The organism is Martinezella sp. CNPSo 3957 (assembly GCF_057784395.1).
This window is the reverse complement of record NZ_JBXSOU010000005.1, coordinates 316,705-334,086: the sequence shown is the minus strand read 5'-3', so window position 1 is coordinate 334,086 and position 17,382 is coordinate 316,705. Positions and strand designations below refer to the sequence as shown.

General features: G+C 60.7%; 17 protein-coding genes. 7 read left to right on the top strand and 10 right to left on the bottom strand.

What is annotated here, in order from left to right:
- Positions 1 to 89 precede the first annotated feature (89 nt).
- Together AC13QE_RS15430 and AC13QE_RS15425 are read right to left on the bottom strand one after the other, a co-directional pair.
- Positions 90 to 1,271 (bottom strand): MFS transporter, encoded by a 1,182-nt coding sequence (locus AC13QE_RS15430; RefSeq protein ID WP_488484308.1) that lies wholly within the window; start codon positions 1,269 to 1,271, stop codon positions 90 to 92.
- Between the two features lie 269 nt (positions 1,272 to 1,540).
- The gene (locus AC13QE_RS15425) at positions 1,541 to 2,515 is read right to left on the bottom strand and encodes a quinone oxidoreductase family protein (protein WP_488484307.1); all 975 of its coding nucleotides are present in this window, start codon (positions 2,513 to 2,515) and stop codon (positions 1,541 to 1,543) included.
- Positions 2,516 to 2,606: 91 nt separating this feature from the next.
- On the opposite strand from AC13QE_RS15425, the gene AC13QE_RS15420 reads away from it, so the two are divergent.
- Together AC13QE_RS15420 and AC13QE_RS15415 are read left to right on the top strand one after the other, a co-directional pair.
- Positions 2,607 to 3,488: a LysR family transcriptional regulator gene (locus AC13QE_RS15420; protein ID WP_488484306.1), complete on the top strand. Its 882-nt coding sequence runs from the start codon at positions 2,607 to 2,609 to the stop codon at positions 3,486 to 3,488.
- An 89-nt stretch (positions 3,489 to 3,577) separates the two neighbouring features.
- Positions 3,578 to 5,221 (top strand): SulP family inorganic anion transporter, encoded by a 1,644-nt coding sequence (locus tag AC13QE_RS15415; protein WP_488484305.1) that lies wholly within the window; start codon positions 3,578 to 3,580, stop codon positions 5,219 to 5,221.
- Between the two features lie 22 nt (positions 5,222 to 5,243).
- On the opposite strand, the gene AC13QE_RS15410 is transcribed toward AC13QE_RS15415, so the two are convergent.
- Positions 5,244 to 5,855 carry a 2'-5' RNA ligase family protein gene (locus AC13QE_RS15410; protein WP_488484304.1) on the bottom strand — a complete coding sequence of 204 codons (612 nt, stop codon included), beginning with the start codon at positions 5,853 to 5,855 and terminating at the stop codon, positions 5,244 to 5,246.
- Between the two features lie 211 nt (positions 5,856 to 6,066).
- Between AC13QE_RS15410 and AC13QE_RS15405 the strand changes: the two genes are divergently transcribed.
- Both AC13QE_RS15405 and AC13QE_RS15400 read left to right on the top strand, forming a co-directional pair.
- Entirely contained in the window at positions 6,067 to 6,204 is a 138-nt protein-coding gene (locus AC13QE_RS15405) for a hypothetical protein (RefSeq protein ID WP_162738229.1), read from the top strand.
- A gap of 140 nt (positions 6,205 to 6,344) precedes the next feature.
- A complete protein-coding gene (locus AC13QE_RS15400; RefSeq protein ID WP_488484303.1) occupies positions 6,345 to 6,908 on the top strand; it encodes a methylated-DNA--[protein]-cysteine S-methyltransferase in 564 nt (187 codons plus the stop codon).
- Positions 6,909 to 7,205: 297 nt separating this feature from the next.
- Here the strand turns inward: AC13QE_RS15400 and mug are convergent, their stop codons facing one another.
- The gene (mug, locus tag AC13QE_RS15395; RefSeq protein WP_488484302.1) at positions 7,206 to 7,787 is read right to left on the bottom strand and encodes a G/U mismatch-specific DNA glycosylase; all 582 of its coding nucleotides are present in this window, start codon (positions 7,785 to 7,787) and stop codon (positions 7,206 to 7,208) included.
- A 122-nt stretch (positions 7,788 to 7,909) separates the two neighbouring features.
- Positions 7,910 to 9,421, bottom strand: a complete 1,512-nt coding sequence (locus tag AC13QE_RS15390) for an FAD-dependent monooxygenase (RefSeq protein ID WP_488484301.1) — start codon at positions 9,419 to 9,421, stop codon at positions 7,910 to 7,912.
- A gap of 316 nt (positions 9,422 to 9,737) precedes the next feature.
- Between AC13QE_RS15390 and AC13QE_RS15385 the strand changes: the two genes are divergently transcribed.
- Positions 9,738 to 10,178 (top strand): lipid-binding SYLF domain-containing protein, encoded by a 441-nt coding sequence (locus tag AC13QE_RS15385; protein WP_132715596.1) that lies wholly within the window; start codon positions 9,738 to 9,740, stop codon positions 10,176 to 10,178.
- Between the two features lie 262 nt (positions 10,179 to 10,440).
- On the opposite strand, the gene AC13QE_RS15380 is transcribed toward AC13QE_RS15385, so the two are convergent.
- Positions 10,441 to 11,334 carry an NAD(P)/FAD-dependent oxidoreductase gene (locus AC13QE_RS15380; protein WP_488484300.1) on the bottom strand — a complete coding sequence of 298 codons (894 nt, stop codon included), beginning with the start codon at positions 11,332 to 11,334 and terminating at the stop codon, positions 10,441 to 10,443.
- A 280-nt stretch (positions 11,335 to 11,614) separates the two neighbouring features.
- On the opposite strand from AC13QE_RS15380, the gene AC13QE_RS15375 reads away from it, so the two are divergent.
- Positions 11,615 to 12,262 (top strand): TetR/AcrR family transcriptional regulator, encoded by a 648-nt coding sequence (locus tag AC13QE_RS15375; RefSeq protein WP_488484360.1) that lies wholly within the window; start codon positions 11,615 to 11,617, stop codon positions 12,260 to 12,262.
- Positions 12,263 to 12,510: 248 nt separating this feature from the next.
- On the opposite strand, the gene guaA is transcribed toward AC13QE_RS15375, so the two are convergent.
- The 4 genes from guaA to AC13QE_RS15355 form a co-directional block, all read right to left on the bottom strand.
- Positions 12,511 to 14,073 carry a glutamine-hydrolyzing GMP synthase gene (gene guaA / locus AC13QE_RS15370; protein WP_488484299.1) on the bottom strand — a complete coding sequence of 521 codons (1,563 nt, stop codon included), beginning with the start codon at positions 14,071 to 14,073 and terminating at the stop codon, positions 12,511 to 12,513.
- A gap of 162 nt (positions 14,074 to 14,235) precedes the next feature.
- Positions 14,236 to 14,877: a 5'-methylthioadenosine/S-adenosylhomocysteine nucleosidase gene (locus tag AC13QE_RS15365; protein WP_132715603.1), complete on the bottom strand. Its 642-nt coding sequence runs from the start codon at positions 14,875 to 14,877 to the stop codon at positions 14,236 to 14,238.
- The gene (locus AC13QE_RS15360; protein ID WP_112336852.1) at positions 14,874 to 15,335 is read right to left on the bottom strand and encodes a PaaI family thioesterase; all 462 of its coding nucleotides are present in this window, start codon (positions 15,333 to 15,335) and stop codon (positions 14,874 to 14,876) included. Before AC13QE_RS15360 ends, AC13QE_RS15365 begins: the two co-directional genes overlap by 4 nt.
- Positions 15,336 to 15,574: 239 nt before the next feature.
- Positions 15,575 to 16,372, bottom strand: a complete 798-nt coding sequence (locus AC13QE_RS15355; RefSeq protein WP_488484298.1) for an alpha/beta fold hydrolase — start codon at positions 16,370 to 16,372, stop codon at positions 15,575 to 15,577.
- A 328-nt stretch (positions 16,373 to 16,700) separates the two neighbouring features.
- Here AC13QE_RS15355 and AC13QE_RS15350 point away from each other — a divergent pair, with 328 nt between their 5' ends.
- Positions 16,701 to 17,378, top strand: a complete 678-nt coding sequence (locus AC13QE_RS15350; RefSeq protein WP_183713480.1) for a GntR family transcriptional regulator — start codon at positions 16,701 to 16,703, stop codon at positions 17,376 to 17,378.
- Positions 17,379 to 17,382 lie beyond the last annotated feature (4 nt).

Below are 17,382 nucleotides of genomic sequence, written 5' to 3'. Positions count from 1 at the left end.
GACCCATATCAAGCCCTGCAGGCGGTCCGCAACCGTTTGTCACCATATGCCAGAATCAGGGCCGGGGACAAACAGCGCCAAAACAGCTTTCACCGACTGCCATTCCTGCGCAGGCAGAAGCTCAGGAGCAGGCTGAGCAGCACCGCACCAACACCGAAAGAGAAGGGTGCCGCATAGCCGAGATGATCCGCGAACAGGCCGGCGATCGGGCCAGTCGAACCGAGCGACACGTCGAGAAAGATCGAATAAAGCCCGAGCGCGACGCCGCGGTTCTGCGGCGGGATGCGCTCCATGGCCTCGTTGCCAAGTGCGGGGAAGACGGGCGCGAAGCCGGCGCCGGCGAGAGCCGCGCCGATGATGGCAACGGTCGGGGAGGGTGCAAGCGCAAGCGCAGCCAGGCCGACGATCTCGATAACAAGGGAAATGCGCACCAGCGGCAGGCCCCCGAAGCGGGCGACAGCCTGGGCAAGACCCAGGCGCACGCCCATGAAGGCGAGGCCGAAAGCACTGAGCGCAAAGGAGGCGCCTTCCCAGCCGCGGCTATGGAAGAACAGCGCGACGAAGGCCATGACGACGCCGAAGCCGCTTGAGGCAAGCGCAAGCGCGACGCCGTATGGTGCAACGCGGCTCAGCACCTGGCCCGTGCCGATACCTTTTTCCTTGACGCCGGGAACCGGCGGCCGCGTTTGCGCCAGCATGAAGCCGGCAACCGCAAGGATGATGGTGACGACGCCGATGGCGAAGAAACCGTATTGCCCCTGCAGCCAGGCGCCGAACGGGGCGGCGAGCGCAATGCCGCCGTAGGTGGCAATGCCGTTCCAGGAGATGATGCGGACTGTTTCGCGCGATCCCATCAGACCGATCGCCCAGGTGATTGCCGCCGTGCTCACCCAGCTCTCGCCGATACCGAGCGCCAGCCGGCCCGCAAGCAGAAGAGCAAGGCTTGCCGCCGGGACTTGGATCGTAAAAGTGGAAGCGATGGTGAGTGCGCCCGACAGACCATAGGCAAGGAAGCCCAGGAAGACCGAACGGCGCGGCCCATATTGATCGCAGAGCCGGCCGACATGGGCGCGGCTGACGATGGTCGCCACATATTGCGTGCTGACGGCGATGCCGGCCCAAACAACGCCGAAGCCGAGGCTGCTGTCGACATAGGTCGGCAGAACCGCAAGCGGCAATCCGATGGCAAGGTAGCCGAAGAATGTCAGCGCGACGATCGAGATGAGAGACAGGGTCGAAGCGGACCGGATGGTCTGGGAAGCAGTGTTCACGGGATATCGCCTGCGGGCACCGGCAGCGGTGTCCATGCTGTTTGCCACGAAGGAAGCGGATTCGTATCGGATAGCAGTGACGGCGAAGGCCCGAGGGCCGTGCGTCGCCATGGGTGATGGCTATCAGGCAACAGCAGCCGAGGTCAACGAATTGCTGCCTTGCAGCAAAAGCCATTGACGGGATGAATTGATTGTGCGTGGGCGATTGTCCATGGGGCGTGCCAGTGGCGTAAACCCATTCTCCCCGAAGGGAGAATAGGCAAAAGGCATCACATCGTCAGTATGACGCTGGCCGTCGTTCTTCCTGCTTCGAGGTCGGCATGGGCTCGGGCGGCATCCTTCAGCTCGTATTCCGCGCCGATCGGGTTGACTAGCCCGGCCTGCAGCGCTGCCATCAGCGACATGGCGCCTTCGCGGTAGAGTTCGGGATCGTTGGCATAAGCCAACACGCTCGGACGCGACAGGCCGATCACGCGGGGCGCGGTTAGCTCCTCTATCTTGATCGGCGGAATGGGGCCGGCGACCTGTCCGAGACTGGCGACCATGCCGAAGGCGCGCACCGTGGCAAGCGTTTTCGACAACATGGTCCCGCCGATCCCGTCGACGGCAAGATGTACGCCACGGCCATCGGCGATGCGGCGCGTTTCCTCGGCCCAATCCGCGGATGTATGCAGGAGAACCGCGTCCGCGCCTGCTTCCTGGGCGATGCCGACCTTGGCTTCGGATCCCACCGTCGCGATGACGTTCGCGCCGATCCGCTTGGCAAGGCGTGTAACGAGTTGGCCGAGGCCGCCGGCGCCCGCATGCACCAGCACCCACTCGCCCGCCTTCACGGGATAGGTCTTTTGCAGCACCATCTGCGCCGTCAGTCCGCGCAGCATCGTGCTGCCGGCAATGCGATCGCTGACACCATCGGGTAATTTCACCAGCCGGCTTGCAGGTAGCGTGCGCATCTCGGCATAGCTGCCGATCGGATGACCGATATAGGCGACACGGTCGCCGACCTTCAGATCGCCGACATCGGCGCCGAGCGCTTCGATAACGCCTGCACCCTCAAAGCCCAGCACATTGTTGCCGGGTTGCAGCGGGTAAAGCCCGGAACGGACATAAATGTCGACGAAATTGACGCCGGAGATACTTTGGCGGATCAGCGCCTCGCCGGGGCCGGGTTCGGTAGCTGGGAGATCGACGGCTTTCAGGACTTCGGGGCCGCCGGGGTTGGTAATAGCAATCGCTAGGGGCATGGGAAAATCTCCTTTCGGACGATTTTTGACCATGAATCGCTGTGCGAATAAATTCGGTATGAACTCACCATATCTGTGCAATAATGCACCGATGATCGACTGGCAGGACCTTCACCATTTCGCCGCTCTCGCTCGAACCGGCTCCCTCTCTGCGGCGGCGCGCGAGTTGAGTGTCGACCACGCAACGGTCGGCAGGCGCATTGCGGCGCTGGAACGTGCGCTCGACCTGCGCCTCATCGACCGGCGGCCACGCACCTCGCCGTTGACGGCCGATGGCCGCGCCATCGCCGAACTGGTGGCGGGTATGGAGGAAAATGTCGAGGCGATCAGACGTTATTCGAAAAGCGCCGTTTCCGGGCTTTCCGCTGCCGTCAAGGTCAGCGCGCCGCCGTCGATCGCTGCCCATCTGCTGGCGCCGAAAGCCGCGCTGTTTCATACCCATCATCCGAACATCACGCTGACCATTGCCGGCATTGCTCGGAGCGTCGCACTCAATTACGGCGAGGCGGATATCGCCGTGCGCATGATCAGGCCGGAGGAAAGCGATCTCTTGGTCCGGCGTATCGGCGCCATGCGCTTCGGTCTCTATGCAATCCCGTCCGTGGCGCAAACGCCAGAGAAGGACTGGGTGTTCATCGGCTATGATGCGGCGATGGAGCATCTGACCCAGCAGACGTGGCTTCGCAGTCTGCTGGATGGTCGTCCGATCGTCTTCCGTGCTACCGATGTATTCGGTCAGCTCGAGGCTGCTCGCGCCGGATTGGGGGTTGTGGCGCTTCCGAGATTTCTGGGCGATCGTGAGGCAGGATTGGTGCGCCTGCCGGCGGAGATCCCGTCACCGACGCGCGACCTCTGGCTCGTCACCTATCCCGATCTCCGTCGCTCGCCTGCCATCCGGGCGGTTATGGACTTCGTTGCGGATGTTGTCGGTCAAAGTTGTCCCTTGCGGGACGCCTCGGACAGCGCCGTATAAGTACCGATTCCAACCCGTATTTTTCTGTTGCGGCCTCGTGGCGAATCTCTATCCATAAAAGGATGGACCACACTTACGGTCGGTGATCGATGACGAAGCTGGGCAGTTGGTTCGTGGCGGATAGGGCCGATCTGGTCGCGGGCATATCGGTTGCCGGACTGATGCTGCCGGAAGCGGTCGCTTACGCCGGCATCGCCGGCCTGCCGCCGCATCGTGCGATCCTCGCCGGCATCGTCGGCTGTCTCGTCTATGCCATATTCGGCCGCAGCCGCTTTGCCATCGTCTCCCCCACATCCTCATCCGCTGCCATTCTCGCCGCAACATTGGCGGTTGTGCCGGGTGATGCGACGATCAAGGCGGGACTTGCCACGGTTGCCGTGGCGCTCGCCGGCATTCTTTTCGTCATCGCCGGTACCTTGCGCCTTGGCGGCATCACCGGTTTCATCTCGCGGCCGGTCTTGCGCGGCTTCGCGCTCGGGCTGGCGATCACCATCATCCTGCATCAGCTGCCGATCCTTGTCGGTGTGCCCCTGCAAGCCTCGAATATCCTGGCTTACGCGGCCGCACTCTTCGGCGCGATCCTCCAGTGGAATCCGATCAGCGTCGCCGTCGGCGTGGTCGCGCTGGCGGCATTGTTGCTGCTGAAGCGATTGCCCGGCATTCCCGCCGCCTTCTTTGTGCTGGCCGCCGGCATCTTCGCCTCCTATCTGTTCGGTCTGGAAGGCCATGGCGTCAAGCTGGTCGGCCCGATCGAGATCCTGCCGCAATGGCCCTCGCTGCCGGACGCCGGCTGGGCCGCCTATTCGCGGCTGGTGCAATTCACCGTGCCTCTTGTCCTCATCCTCTTTGCTGAATCCTGGGGCACCATGCGTGCACTCGCCCTGCGTTATGGCGAGACGCTGGAGATCAATCGCGAGCTTGGTGCGCTGGGCGCTGCCAATATCGCCAGTGCCGTCGTTCAGGGCATGCCGGTCGGTGCGGGTTTTTCCGCCGGCTTCGCCAGTGAGGCGGCAGGGGCAAAGACGCGGGCGACGACCGTCTTTGCCGCCATCGGCCTCGCGATCCTGATTGCCTGTGCCGGACCGCTGGTGGCGCTTCTGCCGGAGCCGGTGCTGGCCGCGGTCGTGATCGCGGCTCTGACGCATGCGCTCGACCCCAGCCCCATCCTGCGGCTGCGCCGTCTGCATCGCGATTTCTACGTGGCACTGGGCGCCGCCGTCGGCGTGCTCGCTTTCGGCGTGCTCAACGGCATGCTGCTGGCAATCGCCCTTTCGCTCGCTGCCATGATGCATCGCCTGGCATCCCCGTATATCGCCCGTTTGGGACGGCTCAACAACAGCCATGACTTCGTCGATATCATCAGGCATGGCGATGCCGTGGAGATACCGGGCATCGCCATCTGGCGCCCCGGCGAAACCCTGTTTTTCGGCAATGCCGATACGATCTTCGTCGAGATATTGTCCGGCAGCCGCAGCCAAGCCGGATTGCGGGCCGTCATCCTCAGCCTGGAGGAAAGCTCCGATATCGACAGCACGGCGATGGACGCCTTGATGGAGTTCGATGGCGCCATGCAGCGCGCCGGTCTCCGTCTACAGTTTGCCCGGGTCCATGACCGGGTTCGCGATCTCATGACGGTCGCGGGCGTCGCCGACGTCGACAAGCGTTGCAGCTTCAGCGTCGATGATGCTGTGGCGGCTGTGATGGCTACAGTTCAGCCTGTTCCGCAACCGTAAGCGCCAGATTTAGAACCCAGATTTAGAATAATGGCCAATGCCAGACGTGGCCATGTTCGCCGTCGCCTTGAAAGCTGTTGACCAGCGTGAACGTTTTGACTGTCCAAGCGATCGGCGCTTCCAAAATCACTTCGGGAAGAATGTGGTTGCAATAAAACAGCGTCATGTGAGGTTGGAACGACTTGGATATGCCGCTTTCGAAGCCCAAGCTTTGCATTGCAGCATCCAATTCCCGACGGAGTGTCGCTAGCCCCTCGTTTCCGTCCCTACACCAGAGTACATATTGACGGTTGTTCCCGTTGCCGAATGTGCCTGCACGATCGAATATCAAGGGAAACGACTTTAAGCAGATGGTTGACCCAGCCTCCAACGCAGCGAAGGTGGCTTCCTCCTGTGAGCGGGAGACAATGTCGATGGGATAAATGGTGGCATGGTAAAGATCATGCTTTCTCGCTGTGCGCATCAACCCGTTTCGTCGACTTTGGTCGACGGTCATTTCAGCAGCCAATTTAGCGATTTCTGGGTCCGGCAATGCCGCAAAATAGAGTGCTTGCCGGCGCTTCGGAGGGCTTTTGCCCTTGCGACTAATTGGCGGTTTGCCGAGATTAAATAACAACTGATCGACATGCTGCATGGCTTCATTCAAAGCCGGTTTGGCTCTGCCTCCTTTTGTTTTCCGATCTCCAAAGCATATGCCTCAATGGCGACGATTTCAAGAACAAAACAAGAACATTCGGAATGGCGACATCCCTTGTTTCAAAAAGCGATCGAATAAAAGGACGGCCTGATCTGTTCATTCCAAGTTCGGGCCTGCGTGCCCAATCTCACCCAAAGGAATCACGATCATGTTCACCAGATCAGTCTTTGCGGCCGTTGCTTTCGCTCTCATCGGCCTTGGTATTGCTTCTTGCTCCACCTCGGGAGATCACAATTCTGGTGGCGGCATGACGCTGAACGCGCCTCCCACCGGCGGCGGATATTGATATCCGTGCTCGCGAACCCCTGAAGGCCCGTTAGGCCGGCATCAAAACGGTGGCAATTCTCATTGCGCGCAAGAAACGGGTTGAATTCGGCGCTCCCGAGGACGATTTTCATGACAAGTGGAAACACGGGAGGTTTCGTCATGAACGAGACAAGGCAGAATTACCTGATCTTCGAAACCGCCGGCGGCTTCTGCGGCATTGCCTGGAATGATGTCGGCGTGCTGCGCTTTCAATTGCCGACGAAGGATGCGGGCGCGACCGAGCGCCTGCTTCGGCGCCGTTTGCCGAATGCGCGGCCCGGGACCCCAAGCGCGGACATCGCGGCAGTGGTTGCCAAGGTGAAGCGCTATTTCGCAGGTGAGGAGATCGACTTTTCCGATGTCACGCTCGATCTCGGCGAGCAGGATGCCTTTTTCAGGCAGATCTACGATGCCGCCCGACAGGTCGGCTGGGGCCACACGACGACCTACGGCACATTGGCTAAGCAGCTCGGCGCAGGACCGGAAGCTGCGCGCGATGTCGGGCAGGCTATGGCGAAGAACCCGGTGGCGCTGATCATTCCCTGCCATCGCGTTCTGGCGGCAGGCGGCAAGATCGGCGGTTTTTCCGCGCCGGGCGGTTCCAACTCCAAGGCTCGCATGCTGGAGCTGGAAGGCGTTCAGCTGGCGCCGCCAAAACCGGTGCAGCAGTCGCTGGGGTTCTAGAGCAGTTCCAGCAAAAGTGCGCAGCGGTTTTGCTTCCGGAACTGCGTAAAAACAAGAAGATAGAGCGCGTTCGCGATTCGAAGAAAAGCGGAATTACTCTAGACGAGGAAGACGGCGAGAGGCTTTGGTCGCTGGCTCTATCCATGAGTTTCTGGAAGTGAAGACGTATTGCCGAAGATATGTCCGGTCGGCATTGGCGGAACAATGGCTGCAGACGATGGGCATGCTCGATCCGCAAAAGGATAATCGCGATGGCAGTCCGCCTTGGGTGATTGCCGACCGACCGGGAGGGGTCGGCTATTTGGCGCGACCCTTCACATGTTCAACCGCCAGCTTTACCTCGCGATAGTGCTCTGTCAGTTTCGTCAGATCGAACGCCCGGTTGAGGCCGCTCGGGTTCGGCAGTACCCAAATCGAAGCGCCCCCAAATTTTTCTGCTTGCCGCCCCCATTCGACATCGGCCCGGAGGCTGATGGCGGCATAGGCCGCTTTGCCGAGAAACGCCAGATTAGCCGGCGCGAACTTGCTGATCTTTTCTTCGAGCACTGGAGCGGCGGCAATGTAATCGCTCCTTTTCAGCTCGCTGGCGCTTTTCGTCGGGCGGGAGACCGCCGATGTCAGGCCGAGGCCATATTGCAGCATCTCGCGCTCTTCCTCCGCCCGCAGCAGGCGAGGGGTGAAGCCGGCAAGGTACAGGACCCGCCAGAAGCGGTTGCTACGGTTCGAGAAATTATGCCCGTCGCGATGTGCGGTAAGCGCAGGGTTCAATCCGCAGAAGACTACCGAGAGGTCCGGTGCCAGAATTTCGGCAAGCCCGCTCGCCTGCTCCGGTATGTCTATCGGCTCATTCAGGGTCTTCGTTGGGGCATCATCCTGCATCTCGGATTTCCTGCGAAAGCGGCGGCAAGCGCGCCGCCTTCGTCACGCTAGCCGATAAGCGCCTGATCGGCCAAGGGATAAGAGGCCCATCTGCCTGCCTGAATCCTGTCGGCCTTTACGCATCACACAACAGTGGGCGGGCCGAACCACGTAGTCAGGGCCTCCGGAAGCCCCAACCGGGTTTCCTCTCCAACCCAGGCCACATATCCGTCCGGCCGTATCAATACCGCAGTGGGTGCATCAACCGTGCCTATCGCAGGAAGTACCCATGGTCCGGCATATTGGGCGTCGATCGATTGCACCCGATCCGCCCAAGGGGCGATATCGAAGCTCTCAGGCTCGCCGAGATTGAGCAGCACAGGCTGGCCTCCGTGCAGCAGCTCGAAGAGCCGCAGCGGGCCATGGGCAATGGTGAGGTCAAGATCGGGCATGCGGCGGCCGAGCAGCGGATGCCCCTCGCCGAGATCGTAGTGAATATCCAAACCGGACATCATCGCGGCGTAGCGCCGGCGCGGCTCGTCCATGGCGAGGCATTCGGCCATCGTTTCACGGAAGATTTGCGTGCGGTCGTCGGGGCGGCGGAGCGCGACCGAGACCAGGATATGGCGCAGCACGCGGGCGGCAATCGGATGACGCTCGGCGTGATAGGTCTCGAGCAGGCTTTGCGGCGATATGCCCTTGATCACCTGGGCCAGTTTCCATCCGAGGTTCATGGCATCCTGCACACCGATATTGAGACCCTGTCCGCCATCCGGGGGATGGATATGCGCGGCGTCCCCGGCGAGCAGCACACGGCCCTTGCGATAGGATGCTGCCTGTCGCACTGCATCCGTAAATCTCGAAATCCAGTGGGGGTTATGGGCACCATAATCGGTGCCATAGACGGCAATAAGAGCATCGCGGAGATCGCTGAAGCTCGGTTCGCTTGAGGTTCTCAACTGCCGCTCGGTCAGCATCACGCCTATCGGCCCCTCGTCTGGGTAAACGACCTTTCCATCGCGGATTTCATATTCGAACCTCCCGAGGGAATGCATGCCGAGCGCATCATGACGAATGCCCAACTCCGGCTCCTCGGTCATGTCCACCTCGGCGATCAGATTGCTGACGGTCGCATCCCATCCGGGAAAATCGATGCCTGCTGCCTTGCGGATCAGGCTGCGACCGCCGTCGCATCCTACGAGGTAATCCGCTCGCAGCGTCGTCCCATCGGACAAATGGACATCGACGCAGCTGGCGTCCTGCGCGAAGCCGGTAACCTCCATGCCGTAGTGGACCGGCACGTTGAATTCGCCGATCCAGTCGGCAAGGATGCGCTCTATATGTTTCTGACGCAGGCCCAGGCCGTAATTATGCCTGGTGGGGAAGTCGCTGATATCGAGGCGCACCGAGGCGAAGCTTGCGACCTGGGCTGTCTGCCCCTGTGAGAGGAACCGGCCGGCAATGCCGCGCTGGTCGAGAATTTCTATGGTGCGCGCATGCAGACCGCCGGCGCGCCAGCCAACAAGCTCCTGATTGGCACGCCGCTCGATGATCGCGACGTCTATGCCCGCCAAGGCCAATTCGCCCGCCAGCATCAGCCCTGTCGGACCGGCGCCGGCAATAACCACCGCATGTTTCGTAACAGGCATAGTCATGTCCATGCTCCCGCTTTTTCGGTTCGCATCGGCATTTGTACGGGAGGAGCCGGGTCTTGACGCAAGTCCCTTATGCGCCACATATGTAGACTAGAGAGAGCGAATATCTGCTCTCGCGATCGAATATCGACCTGCGAAATCCTTCACGAAACGTCTGCCTCCCCATCCAATAAAATATTTGATCCGCGCCCTAACGCGTTGTTATTGCGCGCTTTGGAACCAAAGGTCCTGTGAGATCGTTTGTCTTTGACTTTATACGACGCTGACGTCGTGCCCGGCCGGCTGGGTAAGCGGCGCATTTGAGGAGCAGCTCATCATGAATATTTCATCTGGATTTCGTTCAGTCGCGGTTGCCGCCATCGCCGCTGCAGGAATTGGCTTCGCCAGCGCGGCACATGCCGATAGCGGCACCATCCGCTTCTCCGTCTACAAGGCGGCTTTCTTCGTCGGCGGCTCCGGAGGCGAGGGCACGGTGACCTTCCATGGCAAACGCTATCCGATCTCGATCGGCGGCATTTCGGGCGGTCTCGCGTTCGGTGCCTCCAAGACCTATTTCCAGGGCACTGTGCGCAATATCCGCCGCGCCCGGGATGTGGCCGGCGTCTATGGCGCCGCCGGTGGCGGTGGGGCGGTGGGCAAAGGTGCCCAGGTGATCGTCATGACCAATGACAAGGGCGCCAAGCTCGAGCTTACGGGCAGGCAGGTCGGCCTGCAGGTCAATGCCGATATCAGCGGCCTGAGCGTCACAATGAAATAAGAGCGCGTTCAGCTCTGATAATTATTGCCCGGAGGCCTGATCCGCAGGAATAGCGATCAGGCCTTCGTTGTGAAGCAAGCTACCCATGAGGGCGAAGTCGATCGCATTTCCGGACCCACTTTGGTAACTCAGGTGGGTTTCATAGCGAACGAAGAAAGTACCGCCACTAACGTCAGCCCTCACTTGCTGAACTTCTTCCCAAAGAGGCCCCGAAAGTCGCATTACCTACGGAAAGCTCGCGGGTCTCAGGGAATCAGCGCTCTCAAACCAGCATCGACTGTTGGGCGAAGATGCCCGCCATCGCGCCTTGCCATGATGCCGTGGTGACCGAGGGCATTCCGGGGTTGGCAAGGTCGCCGGCAGCGTAGATGCCGGGCATGCTGGTCTCGCGGCGCTCGTCGACCTTGAGAGCAGTGCCAAGGGGTGTATCGACCGTGGCCAAGCCCAGTGATTCATGCAGGCTTGCGGACGGCTTGTTGCGCGGATGCGCGAACAGGATGTCGACAGTGACATCGGGGCCGGTATCGAACTTTACGGTGGCATTATGGCCCCCATGACGGGCGATTTCAGTGATCCGGCCGTCGACGACAGGTATGTTGCGGTGCGCCACATCGGCCCGGATATCGGGCAGGATGTCGTGACCATCGGCGAAGACCGTCAACCTGTCGGTCCAATCGTGGAACAGTCTGACCTGATTATGTGACTGCGGGCCGGACCAGACGAGGCCCCAATGCTGGCCGGCGACTTCAAAGCCGTCGCAATAGGGACAGGGCACGATGGACGTGCCCCAGCCTTCGGCAAAGCCCGGCAAAGCAGGCATTTGGTCGGTGATGCCGTAGCTCAGGATCAGGCGGCGCGCCTCAAGGCCTTCGCCATCGGCAGTGAGGACGGAGAAATCGTCGATGGCGCCGGAGATGCTGTCAGCCCCAGCATTGACCAGCCTGACCGTGGGATACCGCGCCAGTTGCCGCCGCGCTTCGGCCAGGATGTCCAGCGGCGGCTTGTGATCGTGGCCGAGTAAGCCATGCGAGTGGCCGGCGAAGCGATTGCGCGGCAGGCCGGTATCGAGAACAGTGACCTTGCGACGGGCGCGGCCGAGCTGCAGAGCGGCTGCGAGGCCGGCAAAGCTGCCGCCGATGATGATGACGTCATCCATGGTGATGGGCTCCGAGTTGTGAATGGCAGGGGTGGGGCTGGGCTTGGCACACAATGGCGTCCACGGATGCGCGCTTGAAAGGGGCAGCGAGCAGGGCTTCGGCATCTACTAGAAAGCCGCCCCTCACTGTGTTGACCGACCGGATGATGCCGCATTCGATATCGCCGAGGGGCCTGGATTTCGAGGACATGGTTAAAACCTACCCAATGGCTTGCAGATTTTAGATACTATATGGTATCGTAATTCACGAATTAAGATACTGTCAAGGACTGGAATTGTCGTGACCGAAAATAGCCAGGGCCGGCGCGGCCGGCCCGCCAACGAGGCGCTTGGTCAAACCATAGTCGACGCCGCGGGCGAACTCTTTGCGGAATTGGGTTTTCAAGCGACGACATTGGACAAGGTCGCCCAGCGAGCGAAGATATCCAAGCTCAGCATTTACAGGCATTTCGAGAGCAAGGAGGCGCTGTTTGGCGCGGCGTTTGCGGCGCGCTGCCAGCAGTTAATACCACAGGCCCTTTTTGAAGGCGTCGACGGTTCGGCCGAAGATCAGCTCATGGCGGTCGGATCATCGCTGCTTCGCACGCTGTTGCGCCCGGACGTCCGCAATGTCGAAGCCATGGTCACGGCCGATATGACAAGTCAAAAGTCGTTGAGCAAGCTCCATTACGAAGCCGGCCCCGCCCATATCATCGCCCAAATCGAGGCCCTGTTACGTCAATTGCACGCGAAGGCGGTTCTGAATGTGCCCGATCCTCTCCGGTCCGCCCGCTTGTTTGCCGCGCTTTTCAAAGGATCCGATCTCCTGATTATCGCACGCTTCGATGAGGCGGGAGCGGAAGACGACAGCGAAATCGAATCCTATTGCCGGTCGGCCGTCGCCATGTTCATCGCGGCGCACGGGGGCAACGACCACGCGGGGGGATAGCCTAGAGCGGTTCAGTTTTTCACGGAATCTCTGAGCCGCTCTATCTCTTTGTTTTCACGCAATCCCGGACGGAAAACCGCTGCGCACTTTTCCTGGAATTGCGCTAGACGACGCCGCGAAGGAGGGCGGCGAGCAACGAATAACGCCCGCTTTTTTGATAGGCGCCATTCAAGCACAGCCCAAATGGATGAAACAGGCACGGCAGCGAAAATTGGCGCTTAGACTGCGCCATCACCACCGTTCCCCCCTCACTCCCACTCGATCGTGCCGGGCGGCTTCGAGGTGACGTCGTAGACCACGCGGTTGATGCCGCGGACTTCGTTGATGATGCGGGTCGCGGCGCGGCCGAGGAATTCCATGTCGTAGTGATAGAAATCCGCGGTCATGCCGTCGACGGAGGTGACGGCGCGCAGCGCGCAGACGAATTCATAGGTGCGTCCGTCGCCCATGACACCGACGGTCTGGACCGGCAGCAGCACGGCAAAGGCCTGCCAGATCGCGTCATAGAGGCCGGCCTTGCGGATCTCGTCGAGATAGATCGCATCGGCTTCGCGCAGGATTTCCAGCTTCTCGCGGGTGATGCCGCCCGGGCAGCGGATGGCGAGGCCAGGGCCGGGGAAGGGATGGCGGCCGATGAAGCTGTCGGGCAGGCCGAGTTCCTTGCCGAGTGCGCGCACTTCATCCTTGAAGAGTTCGCGCAGCGGCTCGACGAGCTGCATCTTCATGCGTTCCGGCAGGCCGCCGACATTGTGGTGCGACTTGATGGTGACCGACGGGCCGCCGGTGAAGGAAACACTCTCGATGACATCGGGATAGAGCGTGCCCTGGCCGAGGAAATCGGCGCCGCCGAGCTTCTTGGCTTCATCCTCGAAGGTTTCGATGAAGAGCCGGCCGATGATCTTGCGCTTCGTCTCGGGATCGGAAACACCCTCGAGCTCGCCTATGAAACGGTCGGAAGCATCGACATGGATCAGATGCAGATTGTAGTGCTCGCGGAACATGGCAACGACGTTTGCCGCCTCGTCCTTGCGCATCAGGCCGTGGTCGACGAGGATGCAGGTCAGCTGATCGCCGACAGCCTCGTGGATCAAAAGCGCGGCGACTGAGGAATCGACGCCGCCTGACAGAGCACAGATGACGCGCTTGTCGCCGACCTGATCGCGGATCGCCTGAACCGCCTTGGCACGATAGGCCGACATCGACCAGTCGCCCTTGATGCCGGCGATGTTGTGGATGAAGTTGCCGATCAGCTTAGCGCCATCGGGCGTGTGCACGACTTCCGGATGGAACTGCACGCCGTAATATTTGCGCTTCTCGTCGGCGATGAAGGCATAAGGCGCGTTCGAAGACGTGGCGACCACTTCGAAGCCTTCGGGCAGCATTGTGACGCGGTCGCCGTGGCTCATCCAAACCTGATGGCGTGAACCGTTCGACCACAGACCTTCGAAGAGAGCACAATCCCTGTCGACTTCTAGGAAGGCGCGGCCGAATTCACGGTGGTGGCCGCTCTCGACCTTGCCGCCGAGCTGCATACACATGGTCTGCTGGCCATAGCAGATACCGAAGACCGGGATGCCGCTGTCGAAGATGATCTGCGGCGCCCGCGGCGAGCCTTCGTCCACGGTCGAGGCCGGACTGCCGGAGAGGATCACGGCCTTCGGCTGCAGCCGCTTGAAGCCGGCTTCGGCGGATTGGAAGGGGACGATTTCGCAGTAGACGCCCGCTTCGCGCACGCGCCGTGCGATGAGCTGCGTCACCTGGCTGCCAAAATCGACGATGAGAACGGTATCTGGATGTGCTGTCTGGGTCATGGCGAGCCTTTAATGAAAAGCGCTTTCCCTGGCAATCGGGCAAATCACGCAAACGGCGATTTTATTGTCCCGATTGTCCTACATTCTCTGTCTTTTCTCGTAATTCCGGACGGAAAACCGCCATGCACTTTTCCTGGAATTGCTTCGGTGGTTTCCAGTCCCTTAAAACCAGAATACGCCGTCCTCGAGCGCCGTAAACAGCCCATCGACCGCGTAGGAGAGTTTGCGGTCGATCACATGCAGATATTCCGTCCAGTCGGAAATGTGCTGAAGCTCAACCTTGCCATCGGAAATGCCACGCAGGCCGATCAGCGGCAGGCCATAGGTCTGGCAGGCGCGCAGCACCGCGAAGGTTTCCATGTCGACCATGTCGGTGCCGATGCGTTCATAGGCTTCGGAGCCGGAGACGATGTTGGCGCCGGTTGAAAGGCTGCCCTCAGCAATGGTGGGGATGCGCAATGGCAGCTCGATCGTTGCCGGTAGTTCCAGGAAGGGCGTGCGGCCCTTCTCGAAGCCGAGCGGCGAGGCATCCATGTCGCGGTAGGAAACAGAGGTGACCTGGTAGACCTCCGTCTGCTCCAGCTTGGCGGAGCCGGCCGAGCCGAGCGACACCACGAGATCGGGAAGGTCGCCCTGGGCTTCGAGCTGCGCGAAGGCGCGGGTGAGCGCGATCGCGGCCTCCACGGGGCCGACGCCTGTCATCAGCGGATCGATGCGCGAGCGCAGGAAGGGTCCATACTCGGCCTCGGCCGCCATGACGAACAGGATCGATTTGCCCGATACCCGTTTCAGTTCGAATTTCATCCGCTAATTCCCTCTCTGCCCCGGATGACCATCATCGTTCCCGTCATCGAGGCAATCAGCTTGGCCGGCCCGTCGCCGATGGCATAGCCGCGGCCATCGGCGACGATGATCGTCGTGCCGGGCTTGGTGACATCGCCCCGAAACAGGAAGCGCTCGCCGCGCCCGGGCGACATCAGGTTGACCTTGAATTCGATCGTGAGGATCGACGCGGAGGGATCGATGACGCTGTAGGCGGCAAAGCCGCAGGCGGAATCCAGCGCGGCGGCAATGATCCCGGCATGCAGGATGCCGTGCTGCTGTGTCAGCTTGACGTCGAACGGCAGCTCGATTTCGACCGTACCGTGTTCGACGCGCGTCAGTTCCGCACCGATTGTCGCCATCGCCGCCTGGCGCGCGAAGCTCGTTCTGATGCGGGTCCGAAAATCGCCGCCGGTCCCCGTGTCATCTGCCCCTGTCATGCCGTCCCCTTCTTTCGCGGGTGCGAAATTGGCATGGAGCAGCCATTTGGACAAGGGTTATCCGGTGGAAAAAGGAAAGCGCCCCAAGCTGCTGCGCCGACATCGAATTTCCACGATCAACTCGCCGTGCTACCCGACGCAATGAAGCTTGTCGTGAGGACACAGATGACCACGATTTGGCAATCCGCAGCCGCCGATGAGAGCTGGATGCGGACGCAGCTCGCTGCCGATTTGGTCGATCAGTGCCCGGCGGCCTCCAAGATCAGATGGGCAATCGTATCGGGATGCGAGATCAGCGAAAGGTGACTGGCCTTCACTTCGATGGTCTTCGCGCCCATACGCTTGGCCATGAAGCGTTCCAGATCCGGATTGATCGTTCTGTCTTCGGTGGAAACGGCATACCAGCTTGGCTTGCTGCGCCAGGCGGCCTGAGTGGTCTTTCCGGTCAGCAAAGCCTTCTGGAAGGGCTGCTGCACGGCATAAAGCACTTCGGCTTTGGCCTTGGGTAGGTCGCCGGCGAAGTCGCGCAGGAAGGCTTCCTCGGTGAGCCGTCCTTCGTCGCCGTCGAAGACGATACCGGCCGAGGCAGGGGGTGTCGGATATGTCTTGGCGAGCGCCGTATAATCTTCGCCGGCATCCGGTGCGCGGGCTGCGACATAGACGAGCGCCGAAACCTTCGGATGAACGCCGGCTTCCGTCACTAACATTCCGGAGAAGGAATGGCCGACAAGGACGGCCGGGCCGTCCTGGCGGTCGAGCACGCGCTGTACCGCCGCGACGGCTTCGGGGAGAGTCGTCAATGGGTTCTGCACGGCCGTGCAGTTCAGCCCCTTGGCCTGCAGCCGGGCGATGACCTCCGTCCAGCAGGAGCCGTCTGCGAAAAGTCCATGCGCAAGAACGACGTTGCGGGCCTTTAACGGCGCAGAGGTAGCCGCACTCGTGGTCGAGCTGCCGGCGGCCATGCCACGCGTGGACATGAGGGTGGCGGCGGCACCGGCAACAATGGCGGTCGCGAAATTTCGTCTGGTCATCATCATCGTGATACCTATCGTTTAGAGATAAATTAGCACCAGAAAGCCGTCGTGCCGGATGCCGGAACGGTAAAGCTTCTAAAATTTTGTATGTCTCGGGGACGGCATCTGCCCGGATCCTAAGGATCAAAAGCCCCATCTGCATTCCGATTCAGCGTCAAGCTCATTTTGTGCATGCAAAAGCAAGCTCAATGCCTGTCTTTGTATTCTTCATATCGACTTCCGTCAATAATTGTATGTGTAACAGTTGTGTGATAGATGAATTGTATGCAAAACTCAAATTGAAGTGATATTCTGCATACAAGTTGCAACGGATGTCGGAGAATTGGGAACGATGGATGGACTAGATGGTGCGGCCGACGATCGCGAGTTGTTGTCCGACCGCATTCGCAACGCGCTGGAGGATGAGATCGCGACCGGCAAGCTTGAGGCGGGCGCAGCACTGGACGAACAGCAACTGGCCGATCGTTTCGGTGCCTCGCGCACGCCGGTTCGCGAGGCACTGAGACAGCTGTCGGTAAGCGGTCTCGTCGAAATGCGGGCGCGGCGCGGGGTGGTCGTTGCCCGCATGACGCCTGAACGTATCATGGATATGTTCGAGACGGTTGCCGAAATCGAATCGATGTGTGTAAGGCTCGCCACCTATCGCATGACGCCGCTCGAGCGCAGTCACCTGATCGAACTGCACGACGCATCTGAAACGCTTGTGAAAACAGGCGATTTCGATGCTTACGATGTGTTCAATCGCGCCTTCCATGAGGCGATCTATCACGCCACCCACAACAGCTTTCTTGCCGAGCAGGCGATCATGATCCGCAATCGCCTGGCGGCCTTCCGCCGGGCTCAATTGCAGCAGGAGCAGCGGCTCGAGCGATCGCGGGCGGAGCATGAAGCCATTATGCAGGCGATAGCCGAGGGAGACGGGGAAATGGCGTCGCGGCGCATGCGGGCACATATGCTCAACGCAGCGACGGCGTTGCGGCGCTTCATCGAAGCCAGTAAGCTTATTTAGGCAG

Excerpts from the sequence above, each read along its gene's own strand:
- AC13QE_RS15380 (WP_488484300.1), bottom strand. The coding sequence starts at position 11,334 with ATGGATGACGTCATCATCATCGGCGGCAGCTTTGCCGGCCTCGCAGCC.
- mug (WP_488484302.1), bottom strand. The coding sequence starts at position 7,787 with ATGCAGGATGATGCCCCAACGAAGACCCTGAATGAGCCGATAGACATA.
- AC13QE_RS15425 (WP_488484307.1), bottom strand. The coding sequence starts at position 2,515 with ATGCCCCTAGCGATTGCTATTACCAACCCCGGCGGCCCCGAAGTCCTG.
- AC13QE_RS15415 (WP_488484305.1), top strand. The coding sequence starts at position 3,578 with ATGACGAAGCTGGGCAGTTGGTTCGTGGCGGATAGGGCCGATCTGGTC.
- AC13QE_RS15385 (WP_132715596.1), top strand. The coding sequence starts at position 9,738 with ATGAATATTTCATCTGGATTTCGTTCAGTCGCGGTTGCCGCCATCGCC.
- AC13QE_RS15360 (WP_112336852.1), bottom strand. The coding sequence starts at position 15,335 with ATGACAGGGGCAGATGACACGGGGACCGGCGGCGATTTTCGGACCCGC.
- AC13QE_RS15350 (WP_183713480.1), top strand. The coding sequence starts at position 16,701 with ATGGATGGACTAGATGGTGCGGCCGACGATCGCGAGTTGTTGTCCGAC.
- AC13QE_RS15390 (WP_488484301.1), bottom strand. The coding sequence starts at position 9,421 with ATGACTATGCCTGTTACGAAACATGCGGTGGTTATTGCCGGCGCCGGT.
- AC13QE_RS15355 (WP_488484298.1), bottom strand. The coding sequence starts at position 16,372 with ATGATGATGACCAGACGAAATTTCGCGACCGCCATTGTTGCCGGTGCC.
- AC13QE_RS15365 (WP_132715603.1), bottom strand. The coding sequence starts at position 14,877 with ATGAAATTCGAACTGAAACGGGTATCGGGCAAATCGATCCTGTTCGTC.
- AC13QE_RS15420 (WP_488484306.1), top strand. The coding sequence starts at position 2,607 with ATGATCGACTGGCAGGACCTTCACCATTTCGCCGCTCTCGCTCGAACC.
- AC13QE_RS15400 (WP_488484303.1), top strand. The coding sequence starts at position 6,345 with ATGAACGAGACAAGGCAGAATTACCTGATCTTCGAAACCGCCGGCGGC.
- AC13QE_RS15410 (WP_488484304.1), bottom strand. The coding sequence starts at position 5,855 with ATGCAGCATGTCGATCAGTTGTTATTTAATCTCGGCAAACCGCCAATT.
- guaA (WP_488484299.1), bottom strand. The coding sequence starts at position 14,073 with ATGACCCAGACAGCACATCCAGATACCGTTCTCATCGTCGATTTTGGC.
- AC13QE_RS15405 (WP_162738229.1), top strand. The coding sequence starts at position 6,067 with ATGTTCACCAGATCAGTCTTTGCGGCCGTTGCTTTCGCTCTCATCGGC.